Genomic DNA, 24,448 nt, shown 5'->3' on the forward strand with positions numbered 1-24,448 from the left:
ATGCAAGAGTCCCGTTCCCCGTGGCTCAGAAGCGCACCTTGGGCGCGTCGCGAATTTCCGCGCGATCGGCGGGAATGTCGAGCAGCGCCGCCGGCCGGAAGCGGAAGTTGTTGGCGACCAAGCTCGAGGGGAACACCTCACGCCGGTTGTTGTAGGCCATGACCGCATCGTTGTAGGCCTGCCGCGCGAACGCCACCTTGTTCTCCGTGCTGGTCAGTTCCTCGGTCAGCTGCAGCATGGTCTGGCTGGCCTTGAGCTCGGGATAGGCCTCCGACACCGCCAACAACCGGCCCAGCGCGCCATCGAGCGCCCCCTGGGACTGCGCCAGTCGGCCCATCGCGGCCGGGTCGCCCGGCGCGGCCTTGGCGGCCGCGAGCCCGGCCTGCGCCGCGCCGCGTGCGGCGACGACCGCCTCGAGCGTCTGCCGCTCGTGCTGCAGATAGCCCTTGGCGGTCTCCACGAGGTTGGGAATCAGGTCGAACCGACGCTGCAGCTGTACATCGATCTGCGAGAACGCGTTGCGGTAGGCGTTGCGGGCGGTGATGAGTGCGTTGTAGATCCCGATGCCCCCAAGCACGAGTGCAACGGCCGCACCGACAAAAACGAGCAGGATCAGCAGGCTACCCATCAAACTTCCCCTTGTTCATGCAAATTGGATTTGACGCGCTATATCATCCCCGCATCGCCGGAGCATACGCAGGGGGAAGGCCCGATGAAAAGCCGACATCCAGCTCGCCGCCCACTGGCCCGGATCGGTCTGATCGGCCTGCTGTTGCCCGCCGCGCTCGGCTCGGCGGCGCAAAGTCCGCCTGCGGAAAGCGAAGCGGCCGACGACATCGCCGAACTCGCCTCGGTGGTGCCGTTGAACGAGCGCCCGATGGCCCGCAGTCGCGAGGACGCGGTCAAGCCCGAGCCGCTGATGCCGGTACGCCAGCCCAAGCCGCTGGCCAGCGGCTTCGATGTCGCGTTGTTCGAGGCGATGGCGCAGGACCTGGTCGCCAATCAACGCGTGCCCGGCCTGGCGATGGCGATCGTCCACAACGGCCAGGTGCTGAGCGCGCGCGGCTACGGCATCACCGACGTCAAGTCCGCCGAGCCGGTCGATGCACACACCGTGTTCCGGCTCGCTTCGCTGTCGAAATCCTTCGCCGGCACGATCACCGGCCTGCTGGTGTCCGAAGGCGCGCTGCGCTGGGACAGTCATGTGGTCGATTACATGCCGTCGCTGCGTTTTTCCGATCCTTCGGCCGCCCAGCAGCTCACCGTCGCCGACGTGCTGAGCCATCGCGTCGGCCTGGGCCGCAACACCTACGACCGTGACATCGAGCGCAATGCCGACTATCACGACCTGGTACAGCGACTCTCGGCGGCACCGATGACCTGCCAGCCCGGCAACTGCTATGCCTATCAGAACGTCGCCTTCAGCCTGATCGGCGACGTCGTGTTCGCGACCTCCGGGCAGTTCTTCAGCGAGGCGGTGTCGCGGCGGATCTTCAAGCCGCTGGGCATGAACGACGCCAGCTACGGCTTGGAGGGCATCCAGGCCAGCCCGCGCTGGGCCAAGCCGCACGTGCGCGCGGGCGGAGGCTGGACCTCGTTGATGCCCAAGCCCACCTATTACCGACTCGCGCCGGCCGCGGGCGTCAACGCCAGCATCGCCGACATGGCGCAGTGGATGCTCGGCCAGACCGGGCACCGCCCCGACGTGCTGCCGGCCCCCCTGCTGGCGACGCTGCAGGCACCGATCGTCGGCACCCCGCCGGAGATGCGCAACTCATCCTGGCGCCGCGACCGGCTCGAGGCCGCCGGCTACGGGCTGGGCTGGCGCGTGTTCGACTACTCGGGCGAGCGTGTGGTGTTCCACGGCGGCGCCGTCCAGGGCTACCGCGGCCTGATGGCGATGATGCCCGAGCGCGATCTGGGCATCGTCGTGCTGTGGAACAGCGAAAGCGGCCTGCCGTCCGGGCTGATGCCGACGATCCTCGACCGCGCCATCGGCCTGCCGCCGCAGCGCTGGCTCGATGTCGATCCCAACATCGAGTTGCTGCACGCCCAGCGCGGCCCCGCACCGACGCACACGGCAAGCGGCGGCAGCACCACATACCGCGCGGCGGCCACGCCGGAATGATCCTGACGGCCCGGCACGCGCCGGGCCGCGTCGCGCGGCTCAGCCGACTGCGGGCCCGCCCGCCTGCGCGATCAGTGCCTCGAGCCTCGCCGCGGTGACCGGCCCGAGGATCTTCTCGACCACCCGCCCCTCGGGCCCGATGAGATAGGTCATCGGCAGGCCCTTGGGCGTCTCGAAATCGGCCGGCGGCTCGAAGGTGTCGACGATCGCGATCGGATAGACCACCGGACGCGCCTCGAGGAACGTGCGCAAGTCTTCGGCGGTGGTGTCCTCGTAGGCCAGTCCTACGACCTGCACGTGCTCGCGCATCGCATCGAGCGCCGACAGTTCGGGCATCTCCTTCAGGCATGGCGCGCACCAGGTGGCCCAGAAATTGACGACGACCCACTGCCCGCGGTGCTCGGCCAGATCGAACGTGCCGCCATCGATCGTCTCGACGCGGAGTGCCGGTCGTTCGTGCGACGACGCCGGCGCGGAGTCGCCGGCAGGCGTCGCCGCGGCGCGGTCGTCGACCGGAGCGACGGCCTCTTCGCCGCGCTGGCAGGCGGCAAGGGCGGCGGCGAGGGCGAGGCAAGGAACGAGGCGGCGAATCATGCAGAAGTCTCCGGTGGGGCGTAGACGCCGGCAACCCGGCGCTTGAGCAGGTCGCGCAAGGGGATGCGCAGGTCGTCGAGAGCGGCCGATGCGGCCACGCCCAGGCGGTCGTCCCGACACGGCAGATGCGCTTCCTCGATCGGGATGCGCAGATGACAGGCTTCGTAGAGCTCGGCCAGGCTCAGGCCATCGAGGTCGCGGGCCAGCAGCCACTCCCCGGTCTCGGCGCGGCGCAACAACTGGATGTCCTCCAGTTGCGCGAGCATCTGCTGGACCAGGGCGTCGGTCAGCATCGGTTCGAGCGTCTGGATCTCGTCGCTGTGCAGCCCGCGGCCGGCAGGACGGGCCTCGGCGAAACGGCCGAGCATGCGCAGCAGGCCGTAGAACTCATAGCCGCGCGGCAGCCGCAGGTGCGCCGGCTGGTAACGGAAGGCCGAGATCGACGAGGCGAACGAGGCCCCGAGCAGGATCGCGACCCAGCCCAGATACACCCACAGCAGGAAGATCGGCAGGAACGCGATCTGGCCGTAGATCTTTTCGTAGGCGCTGAAGCTGCCCAGATACAGACCGATGCCCCACTTCACCAGTTCCGACAGCAGCACCGACAGCGCGGCGCCGGCGAACGCGTGCCGCCACTGCACGGTGCGATGCGGCACGACCCGGAAGATCGTCGCGAACGCGACCAGTTCGATCAGCATCGGCGCCGCCCACAGCATCGCACCGCGCAACCAGCGCCCCGAATCGGTGCTGAAGATCTCCAGCGCGAAGAACCGTGCCGACACCGCCAGGCTCGCCGTCGCGATCAGCGCGCCGAGCGTGAGCACGGTCCAGTACACCAGGAAACGGCCGACCGTCGGCCGCGCCGACTTCACCCGCCAGATCCGGTTGAAGGTGCCCTCGACGCTGAGCAGCGTCACCAGCACCGAGATCACCAGCGCCACGACACCGATGGTCGTCAGCTGCCCGGTGTTGGCCGACAGTTGCAGCAGCACCGCTTCCACCGCGCGTGCGCTGCTGGGCACGAAGTTGGAGAAGATGTAGTCGCTGAGCTGGTCGCGCCACTGGCCGAATGCGGGGAACGCGGTCAGCACGCCGAACACCACCATCGACAGCGGCACCAGCGCGAACACGGTCGTGAAGGCCAGCGCGCCGGCGGCCTCGAACAGCCGGTCGTCGAGAAAGCGCCGCCACAGAAAACGCGCGAACGACAGCGCCCGCGCGCGGTCGGTGATGCGCTCGCTCCAGCGGCTCAGGGTGTCGAGCGGTTCCATCGACGCAGCGTAGCAAAGCGGTGACGCGGGCAGCGCCGAAGCCCGGCCGCGCCCGGACACCGCCGCCCCGGCCTGTCACACTGAACGTCCTGGACCGCAGATTGCATCGATGCCCGAGATCCTCGTCCTCTATTACAGCCGCAACGGCTCGGTCGCCCGCCTTGCCCGCCAGATTGCGCGCGGCATCGGCGAAGTCGACGGCATGCAGGCAAGGCTGCGCACCGTGCCGCCGGTCGCCGCCGTTACCCAGACTGCCGCGCCCCCGGTGCCCGAGGACGGCGCGCCGTATGTCGAACGCGCCGACCTGGCCGAGTGCGCCGGCCTGCTGCTCGGCAGCCCGACCCGGTTCGGCAACATGGCCGCCCCGCTCAAGCACTTCCTCGACGGTCTGGGCGCCGAATGGGCGAGCGGCACGCTGGTCGGCAAGCCGGCCGGGGTGTTCACCTCGACCGCCACCCAGCATGGCGGCCAGGAGGCAACGCTATTGACGATGCTCGTGCCATTGCTGCACCACGGCTGCGTGATCGCCGGCATTCCCTACACCGAGCCCGCGCTCACCAGCACGCGCAGCGGCGGCACGCCCTACGGCGCCAGCCACGTCGCCGGCCAGCAGGACGACCCGCAACCAAGCGAGGACGAGGCCGTCCTCGCCCGGGCGCTGGGCCGGCGCATCGCGATGCTGGCCGGCAAGCTCGCGGCATGAGGGCCGGAGGCTCGCGTCCCGTGCTCGCCGGCGCCCTGGCCGCCATCGCGTTGCTGTACCTGGCCTGGCACTGGGGCGATGCCCATTTCGGTGCGGCCTTGCTGGTGTTCGTGCTGCCGCCGCTGTTGCTGCTGGCCGGCGTGCTGCGCGGCGCGCCCAGCGCGCCGCTGTGGTCGGGCATTGCGGCGCTGTTCTGGTTCTCGCACGGGGTGATGTACGCCTGGTCGCAGCCCGAGCAGGGGCGCTTGGCCTGGGCCGGCATCGCGCTGTCGCTGATCGTCGTGTTCTCGGCCAGCCTGCCGGGCATGCGCGCGCGCTTCTCGCGCAAGCGCGGCAATCCATGATCGCAGACGGGGCGAAGCCGAGCCGGCCGCATTGGGTTTTCCATCGCCGATCGCGCAGCACCAATCGCCCCCGCTATCATTCCCACTACTCCACACAGACTTCATGGCAATGGACGAGCTGCTGATCGTCACCACCGGTGGCACGATCGACAAGATCTACTTCGACGACAAGTCGGACTACCAGGTCGGCGAACCGCAGATCGGACGCATGCTCGAGGAGTTGGGCGTCGCGTTTCGGTTCCGGGTCATCCCGATCATCCGCAAGGACTCGCTGCACATCACCGACGAGGACCGCGAGTTGATCCGCGCAACGATCGCCGCGCAGCCCGCACGCCATGTGCTGCTGACCCACGGCACCGACTCGATGGTCGAGACCGCGAAGGTACTAGCCTCGATCACCGACAAGACCATTGTGCTGACCGGGGCGCTGAGCCCGGCGCGCTTCCGCGGCTCGGATGCGGAGTTCAATATCGGCACCGCCGTGGGCGCCGTACAGTCCAAGCCGCCGGGGGTCTATGTGGCGATGAACGGCCGGATCTGGGATCCGCTCAAGGTCCGCAAGAATGTCGAGGCCAATCGCTTCGAGCCGGTGGCCTGAGCGAGCGACCGCGCCTCAGCGCTGGATGGTCATGATGCCGTCGGGTTCGGCGTAGTCGACCTCGCGGTCGGCCTGCAGCGCGTCGAGCAGGCGCCGGGTGCCGTCCGCATCGAGCGCGGGATCGACCGAGAACACATCCGCCCCGACCGCCAGGCGCCGCAGCCACGACAGCTTGAGCGTCGAACCCGCCTTGCCGCTCCGCGGCAGCGCCTCGGCGACCTGGTCCAGGTGCGCCTGCACCGCATGCGGGTCGCGCGCCGGCTCGGTGCCGGCCCGGTACTTGACGATGAAACGCTGCTGCATGGCGGGCTCATTGTGCGGCGTGGGCGCGTCGGGGCCACGCGAGGCCATCAGCGCCGCGACCGGTGCGCACAGCACCGCCACGGCGAGGATCGCGTAGCCCATTGAAATCGGACGCATGGCCCTGCCCTGTCGAAACCGCGGACTGCGGCGGGATCAAGCATGCCTTCATCCCGGCGATGCCGGGATGAAGGCCGCAAGACGGTTGTGCGACATGCCGGACGACCCCGCTGGACCGCCGCGAATGGCCGCATCGCCCGGTCGATCGACGATCGCGCGCAGGCCTGGCTGCCAGCGACCACCGCGACCGGGCGCCGACCTCACTCAGTACGTCGCCGTCAGCGTGACGCCCGAGATCGCCGAGTACGCATGCACCATCACGTGCCACGTGCCGGCCTGCGGATTGACGAACGTGCAGGTCTCCTCGTTGCCGAAGCGAAAGGGCCGGCAGTCGTACTCGCTGGTGGTGGGCTGTTCGCCACGGCGCACGTACAGGTCGCCATCGCCGGTGCCGCCTGTCATCGTGACGGTCAGGTTCGTGGCGCCAGCCGGCACCTGCACCGTCCAGTACTGCGCGCTGCCAGCCTCGCCCGAGATGCCGGTCACCGGCACCCCATTGCGCAACGACCCCTGGCCGCCCCCGTCGCTGGGCTCGGCATGGCGCGCCTGGAGCGTGACGTTGGCGAAGGCAGCGGCGCCGACCAGCTTGATGTAGTAGGTGCCGGCCTCGGGGTCGACGATGCGGACCGACTCGTTGTTGCCCGGACGCTGCGAACGGAAGTCGAACGCCTCCACCGTAGGTTCGGCGTCGCGGCTGACGTACAGCGAAACGTTGCCGGTGCCGCCCGAGGTCGTGATCAGCAGCGGGCCACTGACGCCTTCGGGCACGACGAGGCTGTAGAGCTGCTCGCTGCCCGCCGCGCCGCCCAGGCCCGGGACCGCGACGCCATTCTCGATCGCGATCGCGTCCGGCCCGGTGTCGCCGACCTCGAGCGTCTCGCTGCGGCTGTGGCTGCGGCCCTCGGTGTCGGTGACCGTCAGCGTGACCGTGTAGGTCCCGGCCTCGGCATAGGTGTGCACCGGGCTGGCCTGGGTCGAGCTGGCCCCGTCGCCGAACGTCCAGGCGCGGCTGTCGATTGCGTCCTCGCCTGCGCTCGAGGTGTCAGTGAAGGTCACGGTCAGCGTGTCGGCATCGATCGCGTAGGTGAAGTCGGCGGTCGGCGCACCCGGCTCGAGGCCGCCGTCGGCGGTCAGGGTGTCGACGAACTGCGCCCCGGTGCCGCTCGCATCGAGCCAGCTCGCCAGCGAAGTCGCCGCGGTGCCGCCGCCGGTCCAGGAGGTGAACAGCCGGCCGTACCAGTCGACGTGGTCGGCGCCGGTCGTCGAGCACGAGGCGTAGCCGCCGTGGAGCTGACCGATCACACGGCCCTCGGGGCTGTAGAGCGGCGAGCCCGAGGATCCGCCTTCGGTGGTGCCGCGCGGGTTCCACTGCACCCACAGATGGCTGTTACCGCTGGCGCCCAGATAGCCTTCCACGCGCAACGGATTGTCGGAATGGGTAATGCGCTTCTCGGCCACCCGCGGGTGGTGGATGCCGGTGGCGCCGCTCGGGGCGAGGTCGCGGCGGTCCCAGCCCGACCAGCTCAGTGCGAACGCCGGATCGGCCGGCGTGTCGAGCTCGAGCAGGGTGAAGTCCGAGCCTGCGTGGGTCGCGCGCACGACCGCACCGGTCTGGTTCTGCGCCAGGCTGCCATCGCCGTTGGCCCCACTGGCGGAACTGTCCGGCGTGCGGCAGGTCGAGTTCTCGTAGTTCCAGTACACGACGATGCTGGCCGCCGCGTCCGCCGTGCCCATGTTGCAGTGGTGCGCGGTCAGGAAGTACATCTTGCGGTCGCCGGCGGTGTTGTTGAGCAACGATCCGCTGCAATAGAACATACCGAAGCGCGAGTACGCACCGACCGAGGGGATCTCCTCACGGAAGTCGTCGCCGTCGGGGCACACCACATCGACGTTGCAGCTACCCGACACGCCCTTGGTCTGCGCCAGCGCGCCCTCGCGCGCGAGCCGGCCGAAGCCGACATAGTCGTGGTTGACACTGGTCAGCCGCAGCTTGAGTTGGGGCAGCTTGGCCTTCGGCACCACGACCTCCAGCACCGCGCTGTCGCCCGGCACGATCGGCGTCCACAGCGCGCCGTGCGGCTTGTTGTCGGCGGCGTCGAAAGCACGGATCGCCTCGGGGTCGGCGTTGCGGTCCAGGCCCGCCGGATAGACCAGCAGACGCCCGCCCTCGGGCATGTGGTATTCGGAGAAGCCGAAGTTCAACGACAGCGCATCCTTCGATTCCACACGCAGCCGCCAGACCAGGTTGCCGCCGGCGATCTCGTCCCAGTCACCGGCATCGGCCGGGGTCAGGTCGACGGCCAGCGGAGCGGCAAACCGCACCGGGCGCAGCCCCTGGGTGCGCGATTGCCGGGCGTCCTCGGCGCGCAGCCGGGCGACATCCACGCCCGGCATGCGCTTGAGCTCGACGGTGTGTTCGGCCGGCAACCGGTTGGCGAACGCCGCGGGTCGCGCGTCCCGCGGTGCCGCCGTCGCGATGCCGAGCGACAACGCGCCGGCGGTGAGGCTTGCGATCAGAGTCTTCATCCCTTTCTACCCCTCGTTGGATTGCACCGAAAAAACGGAGCACGCCGAAGACCGGTGTGCTCCGCCGGCGACACGCGCGACGATCATGGCGTGCCGCCTGCCCTCTATCCCCGAGCCCTGCATCCCCGCCGCGCTAGTCGTGATCGGCGCGCAACGTGACCCCCGAGAACGATGAATAACCGCGCACCAGGACGTGGTACGTCCCGGCCTGCGGCGCGGCGAACGCGCAGCTTTCGTTGTTGCCCGACCGATAGGGACGGCAGTCCCAGGTCGAGGTCGTCGGCTGCGCACCGTACCGGACGTACAGGTCGGCATCGCCGCTGCCCCCAGACAGCGCGATGACGAGGTTGGTCGCCCCCGACGGCACATTCACCGTCCAGAACTGGCTGCTGCCGGTGCCGCCCGACAGGCCGGTGATCGGCGTGCCGACGACCAGGCTGCCATCGCCCGGATCGGGCCCCGGGCCGGTGCCGCCGCCCCCCGACGCGGCATCCACCGCGGCCTTCGCATCGACGATGCCCGCGCCGATCGGCTGGGACGGCGTCGAGGGGAACGGGCGTGCCGTGCTGGTCAGCAGGGCCTTGATCTGGGCCGGCGTCTTGGCCGGATTGGACACCGACTGCACCAGCGCGACCACACCGGCGACATGCGGCGCCGCCATCGAGGTGCCGTCGTAAGAGGCGTAGCTCTCGCTGCCCGGCGTGGTCTGGCCGCTGTTGAGCGTGGACACGATCCCTGAGCCGGGCGCCGAGAGCGTGATCCCGGTGCCGTAGTTGGAGAAGCTCGAACGTGCGCCGGTGCTGGTGTTGGAGGCCACCGCGATGACGTTGGCGCAGTTGGCCGGCGAGAAGCCCGAGACGTTCGCGTTGCTGTTGCCGGCGGCGATCACCAGCGTGGTGCCGCGACCGACCGCGCCGTTGATCGCACTCTGCATCGTGTTGCCGCAGGTGCCGCGTCCGCCCAGGCTCAGGTTGATGACCTCGGCCGGATTCTGGTTCGCGGGCACCCCGGCGACCGTGCCGCCCGAGGCCCAGATCACCGCGTCGGCGATGTCGGAGTCGTAGCCGCCGCCACGGCCGAGGACACGGACGGGCACCACCTTGGCCAGCGGCGCCGTGCCGGCAACGCCGATGCCGTTGTTGGTCACCGCCGCGACCGTGCCCGCGACGTGCGTGCCGTGCCAGCTCGAGGGATAAATGCCGTCGAAATCGCCCGGGTCGCTGGGGTCGGCATCGCGACCGTTGCCATCGCCTGCGATCGCCGGATCGGTGATGAAGTCGTAGCCGGGCAGGATGTTGGCATTGAGATCGCTGTGCGAGGTGATGCCGGTATCGAGCACCGCGACGACGGCACCCGCACCGCGCGTCACGTCCCAGGCGGTGGTCGCACGAATGCCCCCGGGGCCGGTACCGAAGCCGTACTGCTGGTTGAAGCGCGGATCGTTGGGGGTCCAGAACACGCGGTTGCGCTTGTCGACCTCGACGTACTCGACATCGGGATCGGCCGCGAGTTGGCGCATCACCGACTCGGCATCGGCCCGGTCCAGCTTGCGGCTGGTGCGCACGACATCGGCGCCGACCGCGGTGCGTCGCAGGTGCTCGAGCCGCAGCTGCTTGCCGCCGCCGACGGCCAGGCGACCGGCCACGGTCCCCAGCGCCGCATTGATCGAGGCCGGCTGCGCCTGCGCGGCGCTGCCCTCACGGTATTTGACGATGAAGCGATCGTGCTGTTCGGCCGACTGCAACCCCGCAAGATCGAGCCGCTCGACGGCCTGGGTCGCGGCCAGCGGCGCGGCAAGGGCCACCAGCGTGGCCGCCGCAAGCACGCGGCGCCGAAGGCGGTGGGAGGGAATGAACATGTTCGACATGGAAAACCCCCGAGACGGTGGGTGCGCCGGAGCCGCGGCGCGGGGCCGGAGCCGGGTGCATCGCGATGGCGATGGCCGACCCGCAACGAACGCGGACATGACGAAACTGACCGCAAACTGACGCTACGCGACAGCCATGTTCGCGTGCAATGGCGGTTTCCATTAATTTTTCGATAATAAATGCGACCGGAATCACACTTCTGCATGATGCCTTGCGTTCAGCCATGTGAGCAGCACCTCTGACCCCTGACGGCTTGGAGGTGGCCCGGGCAGGTGTCGCGCACCGCGCGCGATACGTCAGAACGCATTGGGGCGGGTGCACGGCATGCCGGCAGGCCCGTGCCGTCGGCATCGGATCACCGTGCCCACCGGCACGCAGCCGCACGCTCGGCACGCCTGGCCCTGTGGATCTGAGGATGCGCGGCGCGGTGGCGCCGTCAGAGCATGCCGGTCTCGAGCTGCGCGGCCTCGGACATCATCGACCGGTTCCACGGCGGATCGAACACCAGCTCGACGTCGGCCTCGTCGACTGTCGGGATGAGCTCGATCTTGCTGCGCACGTCGTCGACCAGGATCTCGCCCATGCCGCAGCCCGGCGCGGTCAGCGTCATCCGCACCTCGACCTTGCGGTGCCCATTGTCGACAGGAATCACCACGGCCTCGTAGACCAGGCCCAGGTCGACGACGTTGATCGGGATCTCGGGGTCGAAGCAGGTGCGCAGTTGGTGCCAGACCATGCGTTCGACCGCAGCGTCGTCGGCGTCGTCGGGCAGTTCCAGCGGCACCGGCGGCTCTTTGCCGATCGCATCGGCATCGCGGCCCGCGATTCGGAACAGGTTGCCCTCGACGAACACGGTGTAGCTGCCGCCCAACGCCTGGGTGATGTAGCCGGCACTGCCGGCAGGCAGCGTCACCTCCTCGCCTTGGGGAACGAGGACGGCTTCGCAATCGCGTTCGAAACGGACGGGTTCGCTGCTGCGGGAGTACATGGCCCAGGACATGAGGGCCGGAAGTGGCCGCGACAAGGCTGTCATTGTATCGCCGCGCGCCGGTATGCTGACCCACCATTCCCGCGATGCTGTCTTCCATGTCCGAACCCGCCCGCGCCCGGCGCTGGCCGCTGGCGATCGGTCTGCTGCTGCTCGGCAGCGCCGGCATCGCCGCCGCCTGGATCCTGCTGGCCGACGCGCTGGGCGCGCAAGGCGCCTGGATGGCCGTGGTGGCCGCGCTCGATGCCGCGCTGCTGGTGCGCCTGGCCCGGCTCCGCCCCGGGCTGGTACGTGCACTCGCCGGCACGGCCGCGACGCTGCTGGCGATCGTCATCGCCAACTGGGGCATCGTCGCCACCCAGCTCGCCCGCCCGATGGGGCTCATGCCCTGGGAGTCGGCACTCAAGCTCGGGCCGCACCACGCCTGGACGCTGGCCGGCCTGGCCAATACGCCGACCGATCTGGCGTGGCTCGGTGCAGGGCTGGTGATCGCGGCGGTCCTCGCCCGCTAGGCCCGTGACACGGTGGCGGACACGCAAGCCGACCGGCTTGTGCTGCGCGAGAGGATCCGCGTCTGGACCTTCGTTTCAGCAACCAGGGCAGTGCGACGCCTGCCCCCAAACCCACTGGCTGGTGGCATTGGTTCCCGCCGCCGGCGCGCGGATGCGCCGATGACTGCGCCAGGACACCCTCACGGTGAAGAACAGCCTGGCTGCCGCGCCGGCGTGCAGCGCAGGCATGAAGGCAATCCGACCGCGCCGCCGCTGACCGTACTGGTGGTGGGCGCCAACGGGCTGATCGGCAGCGCGCTCGCGGAACGGCTCGAGCGTGCAGGCCATGCGGTGATCCGCGCCATGCGGCATGTGACAGACGATGCCGGCCCCGGACGACGCGTCGCACTCGATCTCGCACGGCCGTGCCCGGATCAGTGGATGGACGTGCTGCGGACGGTCGATGTCGTGGTGAATGCCGCGGGCATCTTCCGGGAAACAGACGACGTCAGTTTCGAGCAGGTCCACGTGAGCGGGCCGCGCAGGCTGTTCGCGCTCGCGGCAGCGGCCGGCGTGACACGGATCGTGCAGATCTCGGCGCTGGGCGCCCACGCACAGGCTGCGACGGCCTACTGGCGCAGCAAGGCAGCAGGCGACGCCTGTGCGACGGCATTTCCCGGCCGCAGTATCGTGATCCGTCCGTCGCTGGTCTTCGCCGAGTGCGGCGCCAGCACGCGCTTGTTTCTGACGCTGGCGGCACAACCGATCATCGCCCTGCCGGGCGGCGGTCGGCAGGTCGTCCAGCCGATCCACCTCGACGATCTGCTCGACGGCGTGACCGCCCTGATCGAGCATCCTGACCCACCGCAGATGATCGAGGCGGTCGGGCCTGCGCCGCTGGCGTTCGCCGACTACCTGCGGGCCCTGGCGACGCAGATGGGCCAACGGCTGCACGTGCTGACCGCGCCGGCCTGGGCGGTGCGGATGGCGTTGCGGTGGCCCATTCCCGGGCTTGCCCAGATTCTGGACGCCGATGCGCTGCGCATGCTCGAAGCTGGCAATCATGGCGACGCGACAGCCTGGCAGGCCTTGCTCGCCCGGCCACTGCGCCCAATAACTCGCTTCCTCGCGGCAGGCGCGCGCGCCGACGTGCGCCGTGCGGCCCACCTGCGCGCGCTGGTTCCGGTCCTGCGGACGGCCAATTCGCTGATGTGGCTGGCCACCGCCTGGGTGTCGGCAGTCGTCTACCCGGTGCAGGCCAGTCTGGAGCTGCTGCAGCGCGCGCAAGTGCCCGAGGCGCTCGCCCTGCCCTCGCTCTATGGGGCCGCGGCGCTGGACGTGCTGCTCGGGCTGGCGGTCTGGCGGCCCCGCTGGCGACGCGCCGCCTACCGCGCGCAATTGGCGCTGATCGCGTTCTACACGCTGGTCATCAGTCTCTGGCTACCCGAGTACTGGGCGCATCCCTATGGACCGGTGCTGAAGAACCTGCCGGTGTTCGCGTTGATCTACGCCCTGTCGAAACTGGACGCACCTGATGGACATCGCCCTCGTTAAGTTCCTGCACATCCTGTCGTCGACGTTCCTGTTCGGCACTGGCGTCGGCACCGCGTTCTACCTGCTGTTCGCGAGCCGCCAGCGCGACCCGGTGGTGGTCGCCGCGGTCGCCCGGCTGGTGGTCGCCGCCGACTGGCTGTTCACGGCCACGACGATCGTCGTGCAGCCGCTGACCGGCGTCTATCTGGCGTACCGGCTGCACATTCCGCTGTCGACGGCGTGGCTGTACTGGTCGATCGTGCTGTTCGTGATCGCCGGCCTGTGCTGGCTGCCGGTGGTCGGCATCCAGATCCGGCTGCGCGACATCGCGCAGCGGGCCGCCGCCAGCGGCCAGCCGCTACCCCCTGCCTACGACCGGCACCTCGGGACCTGGGCGGCGATGGGCGTGCCGGCGCTGTTCTCGTTCCTGGTGATCTTCTACCTGATGACCGCCAAGCCAGCACTCTGAGCGACGCAGTCCGCGGCAGATCAGCCGTCGGCCTCGGGCGACGGGCCGGCGCCCAGATGCGCGAGCAGGTCGCGCATCGGCGGTGCCAGCGCTCGCCCATCGCGCACGCACACGCAGAGCCGGCGACGCGTCCAGGGCTCGCGGAGCGCGATCGCACGATGGGGATGGGAGCGGCGGTAACGCTGCGAAGCGCCGACCGGCACGATGCCTACGCCGACCCCTTGCGCGACCAACATGCACAGGTCCTCGAAGGTCCGGACGCGGATCCGGAACGCGAACGCGCGACCGGCGGCAGCGGCGTGCGCGTCGAGATGATCCTGTAACGCGCTGCCCGATGCCAGGCCGATAAACGGCAAGGCGAGCGCATCGCCGAACGTCGCCTCGCGCACCGGGGCAAGCGGATGCCCAACCGGCACGATCAGCACCAGGCGGTCTTCGGCCACCGGCGCCAGTTGCAGACCGCCGGGGTCGACACTGTCGGCGACCACACCAGCCTTGATGCGGCCCGCGGCGACCGCACGCACGATCTCCAGGCTGGTGCGTTCCTTCAACTCGATGCGGACCGCCGGACGCGCCGCCAACCACGGCGCAAGCACCCTGGGCAGGAAACCGGTCATCGCCGCGGTATTGGCGTACAGCCGCAAGGTCCCGCGCGCGCCGGCGGCGAACGCGTGCAGTTCGTCGCGCAACATGCCGTGTCGTCGCAGCATGCGCCGCGCATGATGCGCGAGCGCCTCGCCGGCCTCGGTCGCACGGACACCGCGGGCGTGTCGCTCGAGCAATGCGATGCCGGCATCGGACTCGATCCGTCGCAACCGTTCGCTGGCCGAAGCCAGTGCCAGGTGCGCACACGCCGCGCCCTGGCTGATGCTGCCGGCATCGACGATGTGCAGGAACAGGCGCAGGTCGGACAGGTCGATTCGCACGGGATCTCTCAGGACACGCCCTTCGGGTCGGCCGAAGGGTAGCGCGGCCAAAACCGCATTGTGCCCGCCGCCGGCCCGGCGCCCAATGGCGCCATGGACACGGCAATCACTATCCCCCTCGCAGCACTGGTCGGCATCTTCCTGCTCGCAGGCGCGGTGAAGGGCCTGACCGGCATGGGCCTGCCCACGATCGCGATGGGACTGCTCGGGCTGGGCATGCCGCCCGCGGCGGCGGCGGCCATGCTGGTGGTGCCCTCGATGGTGACCAATGTCTGGCAACTGGCCGCCGGCCCGGCGCTCGGCCCCCTGATGCGCCGGCTCTGGCCGATGCTGCTGGGCCTCGTGGTCGGCACGATCGCCGGTGCCGGCGCACTGGCCACGACCGATCCGTCCTGGTCGGGGTTCGCACTCGGGCTGGCGCTCATCGGCTATGCCGGCCATGCCCTGCTCGCCCCGCCGCTGACAGTGCCTGGGCGCCAGGAGCGCTGGTGGTCGCCGACCGTCGGCGTCGCGACCGGCGCGGTCACCGGTACCACGGGCGTGTTCGTGATTCCGGCCGTGCCGTACCTGCAGGCGCTGGGGCTGCAGCGCGACACGCTGGTGCAGGCCCTGGGCCTGTCGTTCACGATCTCGACGCTGGCACTGGCGATCGGGCTGGGCGCGCACGGCGCGTTCCGGTTCGAACAGGCCGGTCTGTCGGCGCTGGCGGTGGTGCCCGCGCTGGCCGGGATGTGGCTCGGCGGGCGGCTGCGCCAGCGCATCCCACCGGCGCGCTTTCGCGTCTGGTTCCTCGTCTGCCTGCTGCTGCTCGGCCTGGAACTCGCCTCGCGCCCCTGGCGCTGACCGACTGCATTGCCACGCCCGCACGCACCCCCTGACCTGGAGCAGCATTCAGGTTAGGATCGGCGACAGCAACAGCGTGCCCGGCCCGGATGACTTCGTTCGGTGTCCTTGACCCACGGGGAGTGGTGATGGCGGTCGTCGTGCTTGCGATGAAGGAAACCGCACCTGGCGAACGCCGGGTGGCGCTGACGCCGGAAACGGCGCGGAAACTCACCGCCGCCGGGGCCACCGTGCTCGCGCAGCGCGGCCTGGGCGAAGGCGCGCATTTTGCCGATGCCGCCTATGTCGCGGCCGGCGCCCAGCTGGTTGGCGACGAGGCGCTGCCGCAGGCCGACCTGGTGCTGTGCGTGCAGGCGCCCCCCATCGACACGATCGCCCGGCTCAAGCCGGGCGCCGCCCTGATCGGCACCTTGCAACCCGAGGCCGAACCGGCGCGCGCCGAGGCGCTGCGCACGCGCGGCATTCTCGCCTTTCCGCTCGAACGGCTCCCGCGCACCACGCGCGCGCAGGCGATGGACGTGCTCAGCTCGCAGGCCGGCATGGCCGGCTACAAGGCGGTCCTGATCGGCGCGCAGCTGGCGCCGCGGTTCTTCCCGATGCTGACGACGGCCGCCGGCACGATCCGGCCTTCGAAGGTGCTCGTGGTCGGCGCCGGTGTCGCCGGACTGCAGGCGATCGCAACCGCGCGCCGCCTGGGCGCGCAGGTCGAGGGCTTCGACGTGCGGCCGGAGACGCGCGAGCAGATCGAATCGCTGGGCGCCCGCTTTCTCGACCTGGGCGTGAGCGCCGCCGGCGAAGGCGGCTATGCCCGCGCCCTGACCGACGAGGAGCGCGCGGAGCAACAGCGCCGCCTGGCTGCGCACCTGGCCGGCATCGATGTCGTGGTGTGCACTGCCGCCGTGCCTGGCCGGCGGGCGCCGACGATCATCGACGCCTACATGGTCGCCGGCATGCGGCCGGGCAGCGTGATCGTGGATCTGGCCGCCGAAACCGGCGGCAACTGCGCGGCGACCGTGCCCGGCCAGACCGTCGAGATCGCGGGCGTGACGGTCGCCGGCCCGCTGGATCTGGCGAGCCTGGGCGCGACCCATGCCAGCGAGATGTACGCACGCAATGTTCAGCATTTCGTGTCGCTGCTGGTGGCCGATGGCGCCCTCGCCTTCGACTGGAACGACGAACTGCTGGCCCGGACGGTATGGCCGCAGGTGCCGGCCATCGCCCCCACACCCGGAGGTCCCGCATGATCGATGGAGTCGTAGCGCTGTACATCGTGATGCTGGCCGCGATCGCCGGCCACGTGATCATCTCGCGCGTGCCGGTGATCCTGCACACGCCGCTGATGTCGGGGTCGAACTTCATCCACGGCATCGTATTGATCGGCGCGATGGTCGTGCTGGGTCATGCCGACACGACGCTCGAGAAGGCGATCGGGTTCCTTGCGGTGCTGATGGGCGCGGGCAACGCCGCCGGCGGCTACGTCGTCACCGAGCGGATGCTGGAGATGTTCAAGCCCGCCGCCAAGCGGAGCGACGCGCCGTGACCGACCTATCCACCTCGCCGCCGTCGCGGCGCCTGCCCCCGGCCCGCACGATGGCCCAATGGCGGCACGATCTTCGCTCCCATGACCGGGGCACCACGATGGCGACGACGCGATGAGTGGCCTCGACCTGCGCACGGGGCTGATCGCGGCGAGCTACTTCGTCGCCGCAACGCTGTTCCTGCTCGGCCTGCAACGCATGGCCTCGCCCAAGACCGCACGCTCGGGCATCCAATGGGCGGGCGTGGGCATGCTGCTGGCGACCGCGGCGACGTTCTTCGTGCCCGGCCTGCACAACCTCGGCCTGATGGCGACGGCGATCGCGCTGGGCACGGTGTTGGCCTGGGTGTCGGGCAAGAAGGTCGCGATCACCGATATGCCGCAGATGGTCGCGCTCTACAACGGTCTGGGCGGTGGCTCGGCGGCGGCGATCGGCGCGGTCGAACTGCTGCGCTGGTCGCAGCACGGCATCGCGCCCGCCTCGGTGCCGCTGGTGCTGGCGACGCTGGGCGCACTGATCGGCGCGATCGCATTGTCGGGTTCGGTGATCGCCTGGGCCAAGCTCGACGGGCGCATGGACAAGCGCTACGCCTTCCCCGGCCAGCAACTGTTCAACCTCGCAGTGTTCGTCGCCGCGCTCCTGGTCGGCGGCCTGGTGGTGCATGCGCTCCAACTGCCGGCGATCGTCGCGTTCTTCGCCTTGGCGCTCGCGCTGGGCATGCTGATGACGCTACCGATCGGCGGCGCCGACATGCCGGTGGTGATCTCGCTGTACAACGCGCTGACCGGCCTGGCGGTGGCCTTCGAAGGCTACGTGCTGGGCAACGAGGCGCTGATGATCGCCGGCACGATGGTCGGCGCGGCCGGCATGCTGCTGACCCGTCTGATGGCCAAGGCGATGAACCGCTCGATCCGCAGCGTGCTGTTCTCCAGCTTCGGCGGCGGTGGACAGGGGCAGGCGATCGAGGGCACGCAGAAACCGATCGAGGCCGGCGATGTGGCGGCGATGATGGCCTACGCCGAGCGGGTGGTGATCGTGCCCGGCTACGGCATGGCCGTGGCCCAGGCCCAGCACAAGATCCGCGAACTGAGCCAACGCCTGATCGAGCGCGGCGTCAAGGTCAAGTTCGCCATCCACCCGGTCGCCGGTCGCATGCCCGGGCACATGAACGTGCTGCTGGCCGAGGCCGGTGTGCCCTACGATCTGATCGTCGACATGGACGACATCAACCCCGAGTTCGCCAGCACCGACGTCACCCTGGTCATCGGCGCCAACGATGTCGTCAACCCGGTCGCCAAGACCGATCCGGCGAGCCCGATCTACGGCATGCCGATCCTGGACGTGATCGATTCGAAGAACGTTGTGGTCATCAAGCGCGGCAAGGGCACGGGCTTTGCCGGCATCGAGAACGCGCTGTTCTACGCCGACAACACCCGCATGCTCTACGGCGATGGCGCCGAGGCGGCCGGCGCCCTGGTCGCCGAGCTCAAGGCGCTCGACGTCGGCCATTAGGCCCCGCCGCCGACCCAGCGAACGCCGCGCGCTCCTGCATCGGCCGGCGCGAAGGTCCGGGCGCCGTGCGGACACACGCCAGGCCGGGCGCCGCAATCGCCGATGAACAGGGGTGGCGCATCGAACGATCCGCAGCGCCCGCGTCAACCGCCGACGCCGCGAGACGTTGTCCATGACACCCCCCGCCCCTGGCGCAACGACCCGACGATGGATGGCAGCCGCCCGTTCGACCCGCAGACGCCTGCCGTGCGCGGTAGGCTGGCGCCGGTGAGCGCTTCCCTGCCCGCGGCGACGGCCGCCCACCACGCCGCGCCGACGGCCACGCTCGAGGCGTTCCTGGCGAGCGTCGAGCGCCGGGCCTTCCGTTTCGCCGAACTCGGCCTGCGCCATCGCGACGATGCGCTCGATGCGGTGCAGGACGCGATGACCCGGATGCTCGGCTATCGCGACCGCCCTGCGTCGGAATGGACGCCGCTGTTCTGGACGGTGCTGCGCAGCCGGATCGTCGACACCCAGCGCCGGCGCACGTTCCGGCTGAGCTGGCTCACCGACGCCCGCACGCAAGAGGGCGAGGAGATCGACTGGGCCGATGCCGGCCCCGATCCGTCTCGCTCGCACGACGGTCGCGAGGCCTGGCAGCGTCTGGCCCAGGCGCTGCGCCAGCTGCCGCGACGCCAGCGCGAGGCGTTCACGCTGCGGGTGCTGGAGGAATTCGACGTCGGGACCACCGCCCGCATCATGGGGTGCGGCGAAGGCTCGGTAAAAACCCATCTGTTCCGCGCCCGCGAGGCGCTGCAGAGGCAACTGGAGGAGTTTCGATGATCCCGCCGAACGACCCGCGCACCGCCGCGGACGACGACGCCGCACTGCGTGCGCTCTACGGCCGTGCCCAGACGCAGATCTCGGCCGGCACCACCGCGCGTCTGCATCGCGCGCGTCATGTGGCCACGACTGCTGCGCCGGCACGGCGCAGTTGGGCCTGGCCGGCCGCGGCTGGCTTGGCCGCGGTGTTGGCGCTGGCGATCGGTGTGCAATCGCTCGCTCCACCGGCTCCGTCGAGTGCCGCGTCCGCGTCCACGCCGGTCCTGGCCGAGGCCGACGGCGCTGCCGCGCTCGACGACGGCATGGCCGACGCCTTGGCGACGTACGAGGAATCGCCGGACTTCTACCTGTGGCTCGCCGCCAACGAGTCCACCTTGCTTGCGATGGAGTGACCCATGCACCTGCCTTCCCGCTTCCTGCGCATGGTCCTGCTGCTGGGCAGCCTGTCGGTGACCAGCCTGGCAGCCGCCCAGCCCGGCCTGGCCCTGCCCGACTGGGACCGGCTCACGCCCGAGCAGCGCGACAAGCTCGTCGCGCCGATCCGCGACCGCTGGAACGACGCCGATGCCGACAAACGTCGACGGATGCTCGGCCACGCCCAGCGCTGGCAGTCGATGACGCCGGCCGAACGCGAGCACGCCCGCCACGGCATGCACAGCTGGAAGCGGCTGCCGCCCGAGCAGCGTGAAGAAGCCCGCGCGTTGTACGCCAAGCTGCGCACGCTGCCCGACGCCGAGCGCACCGCGCTGCGCGAGCGCTGGCAGCAGATGACGCCCGAACAGCGCCGCCACTGGGCACAGGCCAATCCCGCCCCCGAACCGCACCATGAGGCCGCAGGGCCGCCGCACTGACACCGGCCCCGACACACGAAGTAGGCAAGCTCGCCGCGGCGATCAGCCCACAGCCATGCTGTCGCCGTCGTCGTTGGCCGCACTCAGGTGCTGCCAAAGATGCTTCATGGCCTCGTCGAACGGGGCATCGATCGAGCGCACGAGGGCACGCCCTGCCCCGACCAGCGCGGCCAGTTCTTCGGGCGAGACGACCATCCGACGCACGCCGCGACGGTTGACGATCAGCAGCCGCGAAGTCAGCGGACTGATCCACGCCACCCGGGCCACCGATTGACGACCATGCTCGTCGATCAGCCGCAGGCCCTGGCCCGGCCGCAGTTGGCGCATGCGCGCGGCGATGGTCGGATCGAATGCCGGCGTCGCGGTGCCATCGACCAGGCGCAGCACAGGATCGGACGGCTCGTCGTCCAGCGCTTCGTCCTCCGGCAGCGGGATCTGCATGCGCCTGGGCGCATCGCAACGCGCGAGCGCGGCCACGATGCGCGTAATCTCCTCGCGCGCGGCCGCCGCATCGAGGCCACCGCTGGCATAGCAATCGGCCAGCGGCCCCTGCAACGCGCGCAAGGAGCCGGCGACCGCGGCGCCATCGGCCGCTGCGGCGTCGAGGTCGATGCCGATCATCGCATCGCCGATCGCGACCGCGGCCCGGTGGCGCGGCGAATCGGGGCCGTCGCGCAGCCAGGTCTGAGTGAGATGGTGGCGCCAGTGCTGATCGAGAAACCGGGCGACCGCCTCGGTCAGCGGTTGCGCACTCATGCGCTCGGTCACGAGGGCGGCCACGCCGCGGCGTGCCTGTTGCAGGCGTTCGCGGCCATGGATCGCTTCGGCGGCGCGGCGCTCGGCGACCTCCGTTCGACGGCGCTGCTGGTCCAGCCGCTCGCGCAGTTCCTCGGCCGCGAGCGCGAACACCGCCTGGTCGGTTTCGTATTCCTCGACGACCCGGTCGACGAGCCGCCCGGCATGTTCGAGCAGGTCGCGGTCGACCGCAGTGTCGCCGGTATTGCCGTCGCAGGCCTCGGTGACCGCATCGAGCAGCCGGCGCGCGGGATGGCCGCGCTGGCTGAACAGCGATTCGTCGGTCAAGGCGACCTTGAGGCAGGGCATGACCAGCCGGCCGTAGAGATCGCGCGCCTGCTGCATCAAGTCATTGGCCTCGAACAGCGCCTGGAACAGCAGGCCGACCAGGTCGATCGCGTCTTCGTCGTCGCCGCTCAGCGGCGCTCGGTCGGGATCGATGCCGACGCCACGCAGGCCGCGCGCGAGTTCGAGCCGGATCACCTCGCTCAGCCGCCGCCGGTCGTCCCCGGCCAGCACCCGGGCATACGGCGAGGGGTCGTCGCCCTGCAGCAGCCGCGCGACGCTGAGCAGCTTCGCCGCCTCGACGGCCGGTGTTGCACGAGGCGGCGCATCGCGCGCGGGCGCATCCTGCGGGTGGGACGGCGGCGTACGCGCGAGCTGCGCCCGCCACCGATGCAACTGCGCCCGGACCAGCGCGAGCTCAGCGCCCTGCGGATCGCTATCGGTCGTGTCCGGACCGCCGGCGGCCAGCAGCCGCGCCAGATCCGCCGACAACGGCCCCTGCGCGAGCCGGGCGGCGTCATGCGGGGCGTTGGTCACATCCGCCCGCGCCTCGGCCAGCCCGCCCTCGGGTTGCCACGCAGGCGCGCGACCGCCACCGGGCGCGGCCGGTGTCACCGAAACCGGCCCGAACGCGGTGTCGAGCAGCGCATCGGCGCGGGCGTAGAGCCCGGCAAGCACCGCCGGCAGCCTTGCAGCGAGTTGCTTGAACAGCCGGGCGCGCAGATCGCGCGGCAGCGCATCGGGATCGAGTAGACCGGCGAACGCCTGGACCGGCACGGCCGGACGCAGCGGGTGCGCGGCGCCGTCGGCGACGCCCAGGCGCGAGGCCAGCACTGCCATCCGGCCGTCGAGCATGCGCAGCGGGCCGAGCCACTGGTGCTCGAGCAGCTCGACCTGCTGCTGGACCGCCAGATGCAACTCCAGCTGGCCCTCGGACATCAGCGCCATCGCATCGTGGGCCGGCCGCGGCGGCGCGGCGCGGCGCCACCGCTCGAATGCCGACTCGATCGCGGCGCGGAAACTCGCTGCCAGCACCGGGGCACGCATGCGCAACGCGCGTGCGGCCAATCGTGCGTCCTGAGCGGCCATGTAATCGGCGGCGGCGCCGAGCGCGTCGCGCTCGACCTCGGCCTCGACCTCGTCCCACAGCGCCGACAGCACGTCGCCCAGCGCCGTCACCGCCTCGCGTCGCAGCGCGTCGAACACCCTCTCGGGCTCGCCCGGCGCAGGTCGATGCGAATGCGGCACCGGACCGATGTCGTGGGGATGCGTCATCTTGGGGGAGAATCGGGGGATGGGGGCACAGTGCCCCCGCAGTTAGCTTTCCGAAACCAGAGGCACAAGTCCGTGACGATACTCCCAAATGCTGAACGCCTTCTCGACGCGCTCGATGCGCGGCGCTCGGTGCCGGCGCGCCAGCTCGACGCGCCCGGACCCGACGACGCGACCGTGCTGCGCATGCTGCGCTCGTCGGTCCGCGTCCCCGACCACGGCAAGCGGGTCCCGTTCCGCTTCCTGCGCATCGCCGGCGATGCGCGCCACGCGCTCGGCGAACAGTTGGTCGCCCGCGCCCGTGCGCGCGACCCGGAGATCGGCGCCGGCGCGCTCGACAAGGACCGGCACCGGTTCTCGCACGCGCCGCTGGTGATCGCGGTCGTCGCGATCCTGGACCCGCAGGACACCGCCATTCCCGAGGTCGAACGCTTGTTGACCGCCGGCAGCGTGTGCTTCGCGCTGCTGCAGGCCGCGCAGGCCTGCGGCTTCGGCGCGTCCTGGCTGACCGGCTGGCCGGCCTACGACCCCGACATCCTCGCCGCCCTCGGCCTGGGCGCGCACGAGCGCATCGCCGGATTCATCCACATCGGCAGCCCGCGGCTCGACCCACCCGAGCGCGAGCGACCGGACCCGGCCGCGCTGCTGCAGGACTGGGTCGCGCCGTGAGCCTGACACCCCCCGCAGTGCAGTCGCCCGCTCCGTCGCCCACCGCGCCGCTGTATCTGGTCGACGCCAGCCTCTACGTGTTCCGCGCCTGGCACTCGATGCCCGACGAGTTCCACGACGCCGAGGGCTGGCCGACCAATGCCGTGCAGGGCTTCGCCCGATTCCTGGCCGAACTGATCGAGCGCGAACGTCCACGGCACATCGCGATCGCCTTCGACGAAGCGCTCGACAGCTGTTTCCGCAACCGCCTGTATCCGGCCTACAAGGCCAACCGCCCGCCCGCGCCCGACGCGTTGCGCCGGCAGTTTGCCCACTGCAAGGCGCTGTGCCGCGCGCTCGGCCTGGTCGTGCTCGCCGACACCGAGTACGAGGCGGACGACCTGATCGGCAGCGCGTTGCATGCCGGCCGCCGCCGCGCGCACCACGGCATCATCGTCTCGGCCGACAAGGACCTGTCGCAGTTGCTCGAAGGCGCCGACGAACAGTGGGACTACGCCCGCGGCCAGCGCTGGACGGCGGCCGGCGTGCGTGCGCGCCACGGCGTGGAGGCGCATCAGATCGCCGATTACCTGGCACTGTGCGGCGACGCGATCGACAACATCCCCGGCGTACCGGGCATCGGCTGCAAGACCGCCGCCAGCCTGCTGCACCACTTCGGCACGCTCGATGCGTTGCTGGCGCGCAGCGACGAAATCGCGTTCCTGCGCTTCCGCGGCGCCGCCCAGGCGGGTGCGAAGCTGCGCCAGCACGCCGACGCCGCGCGGCTGTTCCGCCAGCTGACGACGATCGCCTGCGATGCGCCGCTGGGCGAGGGCGCGAACGGTTTCGCGCGGCGCGACGGCGATGCGCAGGCGCTGTCGGCGCTGTGCGCCGCGTTGCGCTTCGGCCCCCTGACCCGGCGGCGGCTGCATGCGGCCGCCGGTCTGGAGTGGGCGCCGCTCGCCGATGCCTGAGCGTCGATCATCGCCCTGCTACCGGCGCCATGGCGAGGCGACTACCATC

25 protein-coding genes are annotated in these 24,448 nt (G+C 70.5%); 16 read left to right on the forward strand and 9 right to left on the reverse strand.

Annotation, left to right across the window (positions count from 1 at the left end; all coding sequences use genetic code 11):
- Positions 1-25 precede the first annotated feature (25 nt).
- Complete coding sequence (locus ABE488_RS02080; protein ID WP_346446909.1) at positions 26-628, reverse strand: LemA family protein; 603 nt, start codon at positions 626-628, stop codon at positions 26-28.
- A gap of 84 nt (positions 629-712) precedes the next feature.
- Here ABE488_RS02080 and ABE488_RS02085 point away from each other — a divergent pair, with 84 nt between their 5' ends.
- Entirely contained in the window at positions 713-2,128 is a 1,416-nt protein-coding gene (locus ABE488_RS02085) for a serine hydrolase domain-containing protein (RefSeq protein WP_346446911.1), read from the forward strand.
- A gap of 39 nt (positions 2,129-2,167) precedes the next feature.
- Here ABE488_RS02085 and ABE488_RS02090 read toward each other — a convergent pair whose 3' ends face one another.
- Together ABE488_RS02090 and ABE488_RS02095 are read right to left on the reverse strand one after the other, a co-directional pair.
- The gene (locus ABE488_RS02090; RefSeq protein WP_346446913.1) at positions 2,168-2,722 is read right to left on the reverse strand and encodes a TlpA disulfide reductase family protein; all 555 of its coding nucleotides are present in this window, start codon (positions 2,720-2,722) and stop codon (positions 2,168-2,170) included.
- Positions 2,719-3,993, reverse strand: coding sequence for a YihY family inner membrane protein (locus tag ABE488_RS02095; protein WP_346446914.1), 1,275 nt, complete (start codon positions 3,991-3,993; stop codon positions 2,719-2,721). Before ABE488_RS02095 ends, ABE488_RS02090 begins: the two co-directional genes overlap by 4 nt.
- Positions 3,994-4,102: 109 nt before the next feature.
- Here ABE488_RS02095 and wrbA point away from each other — a divergent pair, with 109 nt between their 5' ends.
- The 3 genes from wrbA (at position 4,103) to ABE488_RS02110 (ending at position 5,638) form a co-directional block, all read left to right on the forward strand.
- Positions 4,103-4,696 (forward strand): NAD(P)H:quinone oxidoreductase, encoded by a 594-nt coding sequence (wrbA, locus tag ABE488_RS02100; protein WP_346445062.1) that lies wholly within the window; start codon positions 4,103-4,105, stop codon positions 4,694-4,696.
- Entirely contained in the window at positions 4,693-5,040 is a 348-nt protein-coding gene (locus tag ABE488_RS02105; protein WP_346446916.1) for a DUF2069 domain-containing protein, read from the forward strand. The genes wrbA and ABE488_RS02105 overlap by 4 nt, the downstream gene beginning before the upstream one ends.
- Before the next feature lie 109 nt (positions 5,041-5,149).
- Positions 5,150-5,638: an asparaginase domain-containing protein gene (locus ABE488_RS02110; protein WP_346445058.1), complete on the forward strand. Its 489-nt coding sequence runs from the start codon at positions 5,150-5,152 to the stop codon at positions 5,636-5,638.
- A 15-nt stretch (positions 5,639-5,653) separates the two neighbouring features.
- On the opposite strand, the gene ABE488_RS02115 is transcribed toward ABE488_RS02110, so the two are convergent.
- From ABE488_RS02115 to sufT, 4 genes are all read right to left on the reverse strand, one after another.
- Positions 5,654-6,058, reverse strand: a complete 405-nt coding sequence (locus ABE488_RS02115) for a hypothetical protein (protein WP_346446917.1) — start codon at positions 6,056-6,058, stop codon at positions 5,654-5,656.
- Positions 6,059-6,262: 204 nt separating this feature from the next.
- Positions 6,263-8,584 (reverse strand): pre-peptidase C-terminal domain-containing protein, encoded by a 2,322-nt coding sequence (locus ABE488_RS02120; RefSeq protein WP_346446919.1) that lies wholly within the window; start codon positions 8,582-8,584, stop codon positions 6,263-6,265.
- A 133-nt stretch (positions 8,585-8,717) separates the two neighbouring features.
- A complete protein-coding gene (locus tag ABE488_RS02125; protein ID WP_346446921.1) occupies positions 8,718-10,451 on the reverse strand; it encodes a S8 family peptidase in 1,734 nt (577 codons plus the stop codon).
- A gap of 437 nt (positions 10,452-10,888) precedes the next feature.
- Entirely contained in the window at positions 10,889-11,440 is a 552-nt protein-coding gene (sufT, locus tag ABE488_RS02130; protein WP_346445113.1) for a putative Fe-S cluster assembly protein SufT, read from the reverse strand.
- 98 nt (positions 11,441-11,538) lie between these two features.
- Here sufT and ABE488_RS02135 point away from each other — a divergent pair, with 98 nt between their 5' ends.
- The 3 genes from ABE488_RS02135 to ABE488_RS02145 all read left to right on the forward strand — a co-directional run bounded on the left by ABE488_RS02135 (position 11,539) and on the right by ABE488_RS02145 (position 13,933).
- Positions 11,539-11,952: a hypothetical protein gene (locus tag ABE488_RS02135; protein ID WP_346445050.1), complete on the forward strand. Its 414-nt coding sequence runs from the start codon at positions 11,539-11,541 to the stop codon at positions 11,950-11,952.
- 213 nt (positions 11,953-12,165) lie between these two features.
- Positions 12,166-13,485, forward strand: coding sequence for an SDR family oxidoreductase (locus tag ABE488_RS02140; protein ID WP_346446923.1), 1,320 nt, complete (start codon positions 12,166-12,168; stop codon positions 13,483-13,485).
- The gene (locus tag ABE488_RS02145) at positions 13,466-13,933 is read left to right on the forward strand and encodes a DUF2269 domain-containing protein (RefSeq protein ID WP_346445743.1); all 468 of its coding nucleotides are present in this window, start codon (positions 13,466-13,468) and stop codon (positions 13,931-13,933) included. The genes ABE488_RS02140 and ABE488_RS02145 overlap by 20 nt, the downstream gene beginning before the upstream one ends.
- Positions 13,934-13,953: 20 nt before the next feature.
- On the opposite strand, the gene ABE488_RS02150 is transcribed toward ABE488_RS02145, so the two are convergent.
- On the reverse strand, positions 13,954-14,859 hold the full coding sequence (locus ABE488_RS02150) for a LysR family transcriptional regulator (RefSeq protein WP_346446925.1): 906 nt from the start codon (positions 14,857-14,859) through the stop codon (positions 13,954-13,956).
- Positions 14,860-14,952: 93 nt separating this feature from the next.
- Between ABE488_RS02150 and ABE488_RS02155 the strand changes: the two genes are divergently transcribed.
- The 7 genes from ABE488_RS02155 (at position 14,953) to ABE488_RS02185 (ending at position 20,425) form a co-directional block, all read left to right on the forward strand.
- Entirely contained in the window at positions 14,953-15,702 is a 750-nt protein-coding gene (locus ABE488_RS02155; protein ID WP_346446927.1) for a sulfite exporter TauE/SafE family protein, read from the forward strand.
- A 128-nt stretch (positions 15,703-15,830) separates the two neighbouring features.
- Positions 15,831-16,946 (forward strand): NAD(P) transhydrogenase subunit alpha, encoded by a 1,116-nt coding sequence (locus tag ABE488_RS02160; protein ID WP_346446929.1) that lies wholly within the window; start codon positions 15,831-15,833, stop codon positions 16,944-16,946.
- On the forward strand, positions 16,943-17,242 hold the full coding sequence (locus ABE488_RS02165) for an NAD(P) transhydrogenase subunit alpha (protein ID WP_346445747.1): 300 nt from the start codon (positions 16,943-16,945) through the stop codon (positions 17,240-17,242). The genes ABE488_RS02160 and ABE488_RS02165 overlap by 4 nt, the downstream gene beginning before the upstream one ends.
- Positions 17,243-17,354: 112 nt before the next feature.
- Positions 17,355-18,752, forward strand: a complete 1,398-nt coding sequence (locus ABE488_RS02170; protein ID WP_346446930.1) for an NAD(P)(+) transhydrogenase (Re/Si-specific) subunit beta — start codon at positions 17,355-17,357, stop codon at positions 18,750-18,752.
- Between the two features lie 207 nt (positions 18,753-18,959).
- Entirely contained in the window at positions 18,960-19,574 is a 615-nt protein-coding gene (locus tag ABE488_RS02175) for an RNA polymerase sigma factor (RefSeq protein ID WP_346446932.1), read from the forward strand.
- Entirely contained in the window at positions 19,571-19,966 is a 396-nt protein-coding gene (locus tag ABE488_RS02180) for a hypothetical protein (protein ID WP_346446933.1), read from the forward strand. The genes ABE488_RS02175 and ABE488_RS02180 overlap by 4 nt, the downstream gene beginning before the upstream one ends.
- Positions 19,967-19,969: 3 nt before the next feature.
- Positions 19,970-20,425, forward strand: coding sequence for a DUF3106 domain-containing protein (locus tag ABE488_RS02185; RefSeq protein WP_346446934.1), 456 nt, complete (start codon positions 19,970-19,972; stop codon positions 20,423-20,425).
- A gap of 42 nt (positions 20,426-20,467) precedes the next feature.
- Here ABE488_RS02185 and ABE488_RS02190 read toward each other — a convergent pair whose 3' ends face one another.
- On the reverse strand, positions 20,468-22,780 hold the full coding sequence (locus ABE488_RS02190) for a DUF1631 family protein (protein ID WP_346446935.1): 2,313 nt from the start codon (positions 22,778-22,780) through the stop codon (positions 20,468-20,470).
- A 72-nt stretch (positions 22,781-22,852) separates the two neighbouring features.
- Here ABE488_RS02190 and ABE488_RS02195 point away from each other — a divergent pair, with 72 nt between their 5' ends.
- Positions 22,853-23,446 carry a nitroreductase gene (locus ABE488_RS02195; RefSeq protein WP_346446936.1) on the forward strand — a complete coding sequence of 198 codons (594 nt, stop codon included), beginning with the start codon at positions 22,853-22,855 and terminating at the stop codon, positions 23,444-23,446.
- Positions 23,443-24,399 carry a 5'-3' exonuclease H3TH domain-containing protein gene (locus ABE488_RS02200; protein WP_346446938.1) on the forward strand — a complete coding sequence of 319 codons (957 nt, stop codon included), beginning with the start codon at positions 23,443-23,445 and terminating at the stop codon, positions 24,397-24,399. The genes ABE488_RS02195 and ABE488_RS02200 overlap by 4 nt, the downstream gene beginning before the upstream one ends.
- Positions 24,400-24,448: the final 49 nt, after the last annotated feature.

It is taken from the genome of Luteimonas sp. TWI662 (genome assembly GCF_039673825.1).
Taxonomy (GTDB): domain Bacteria; phylum Pseudomonadota; class Gammaproteobacteria; order Xanthomonadales; family Xanthomonadaceae; genus Luteimonas.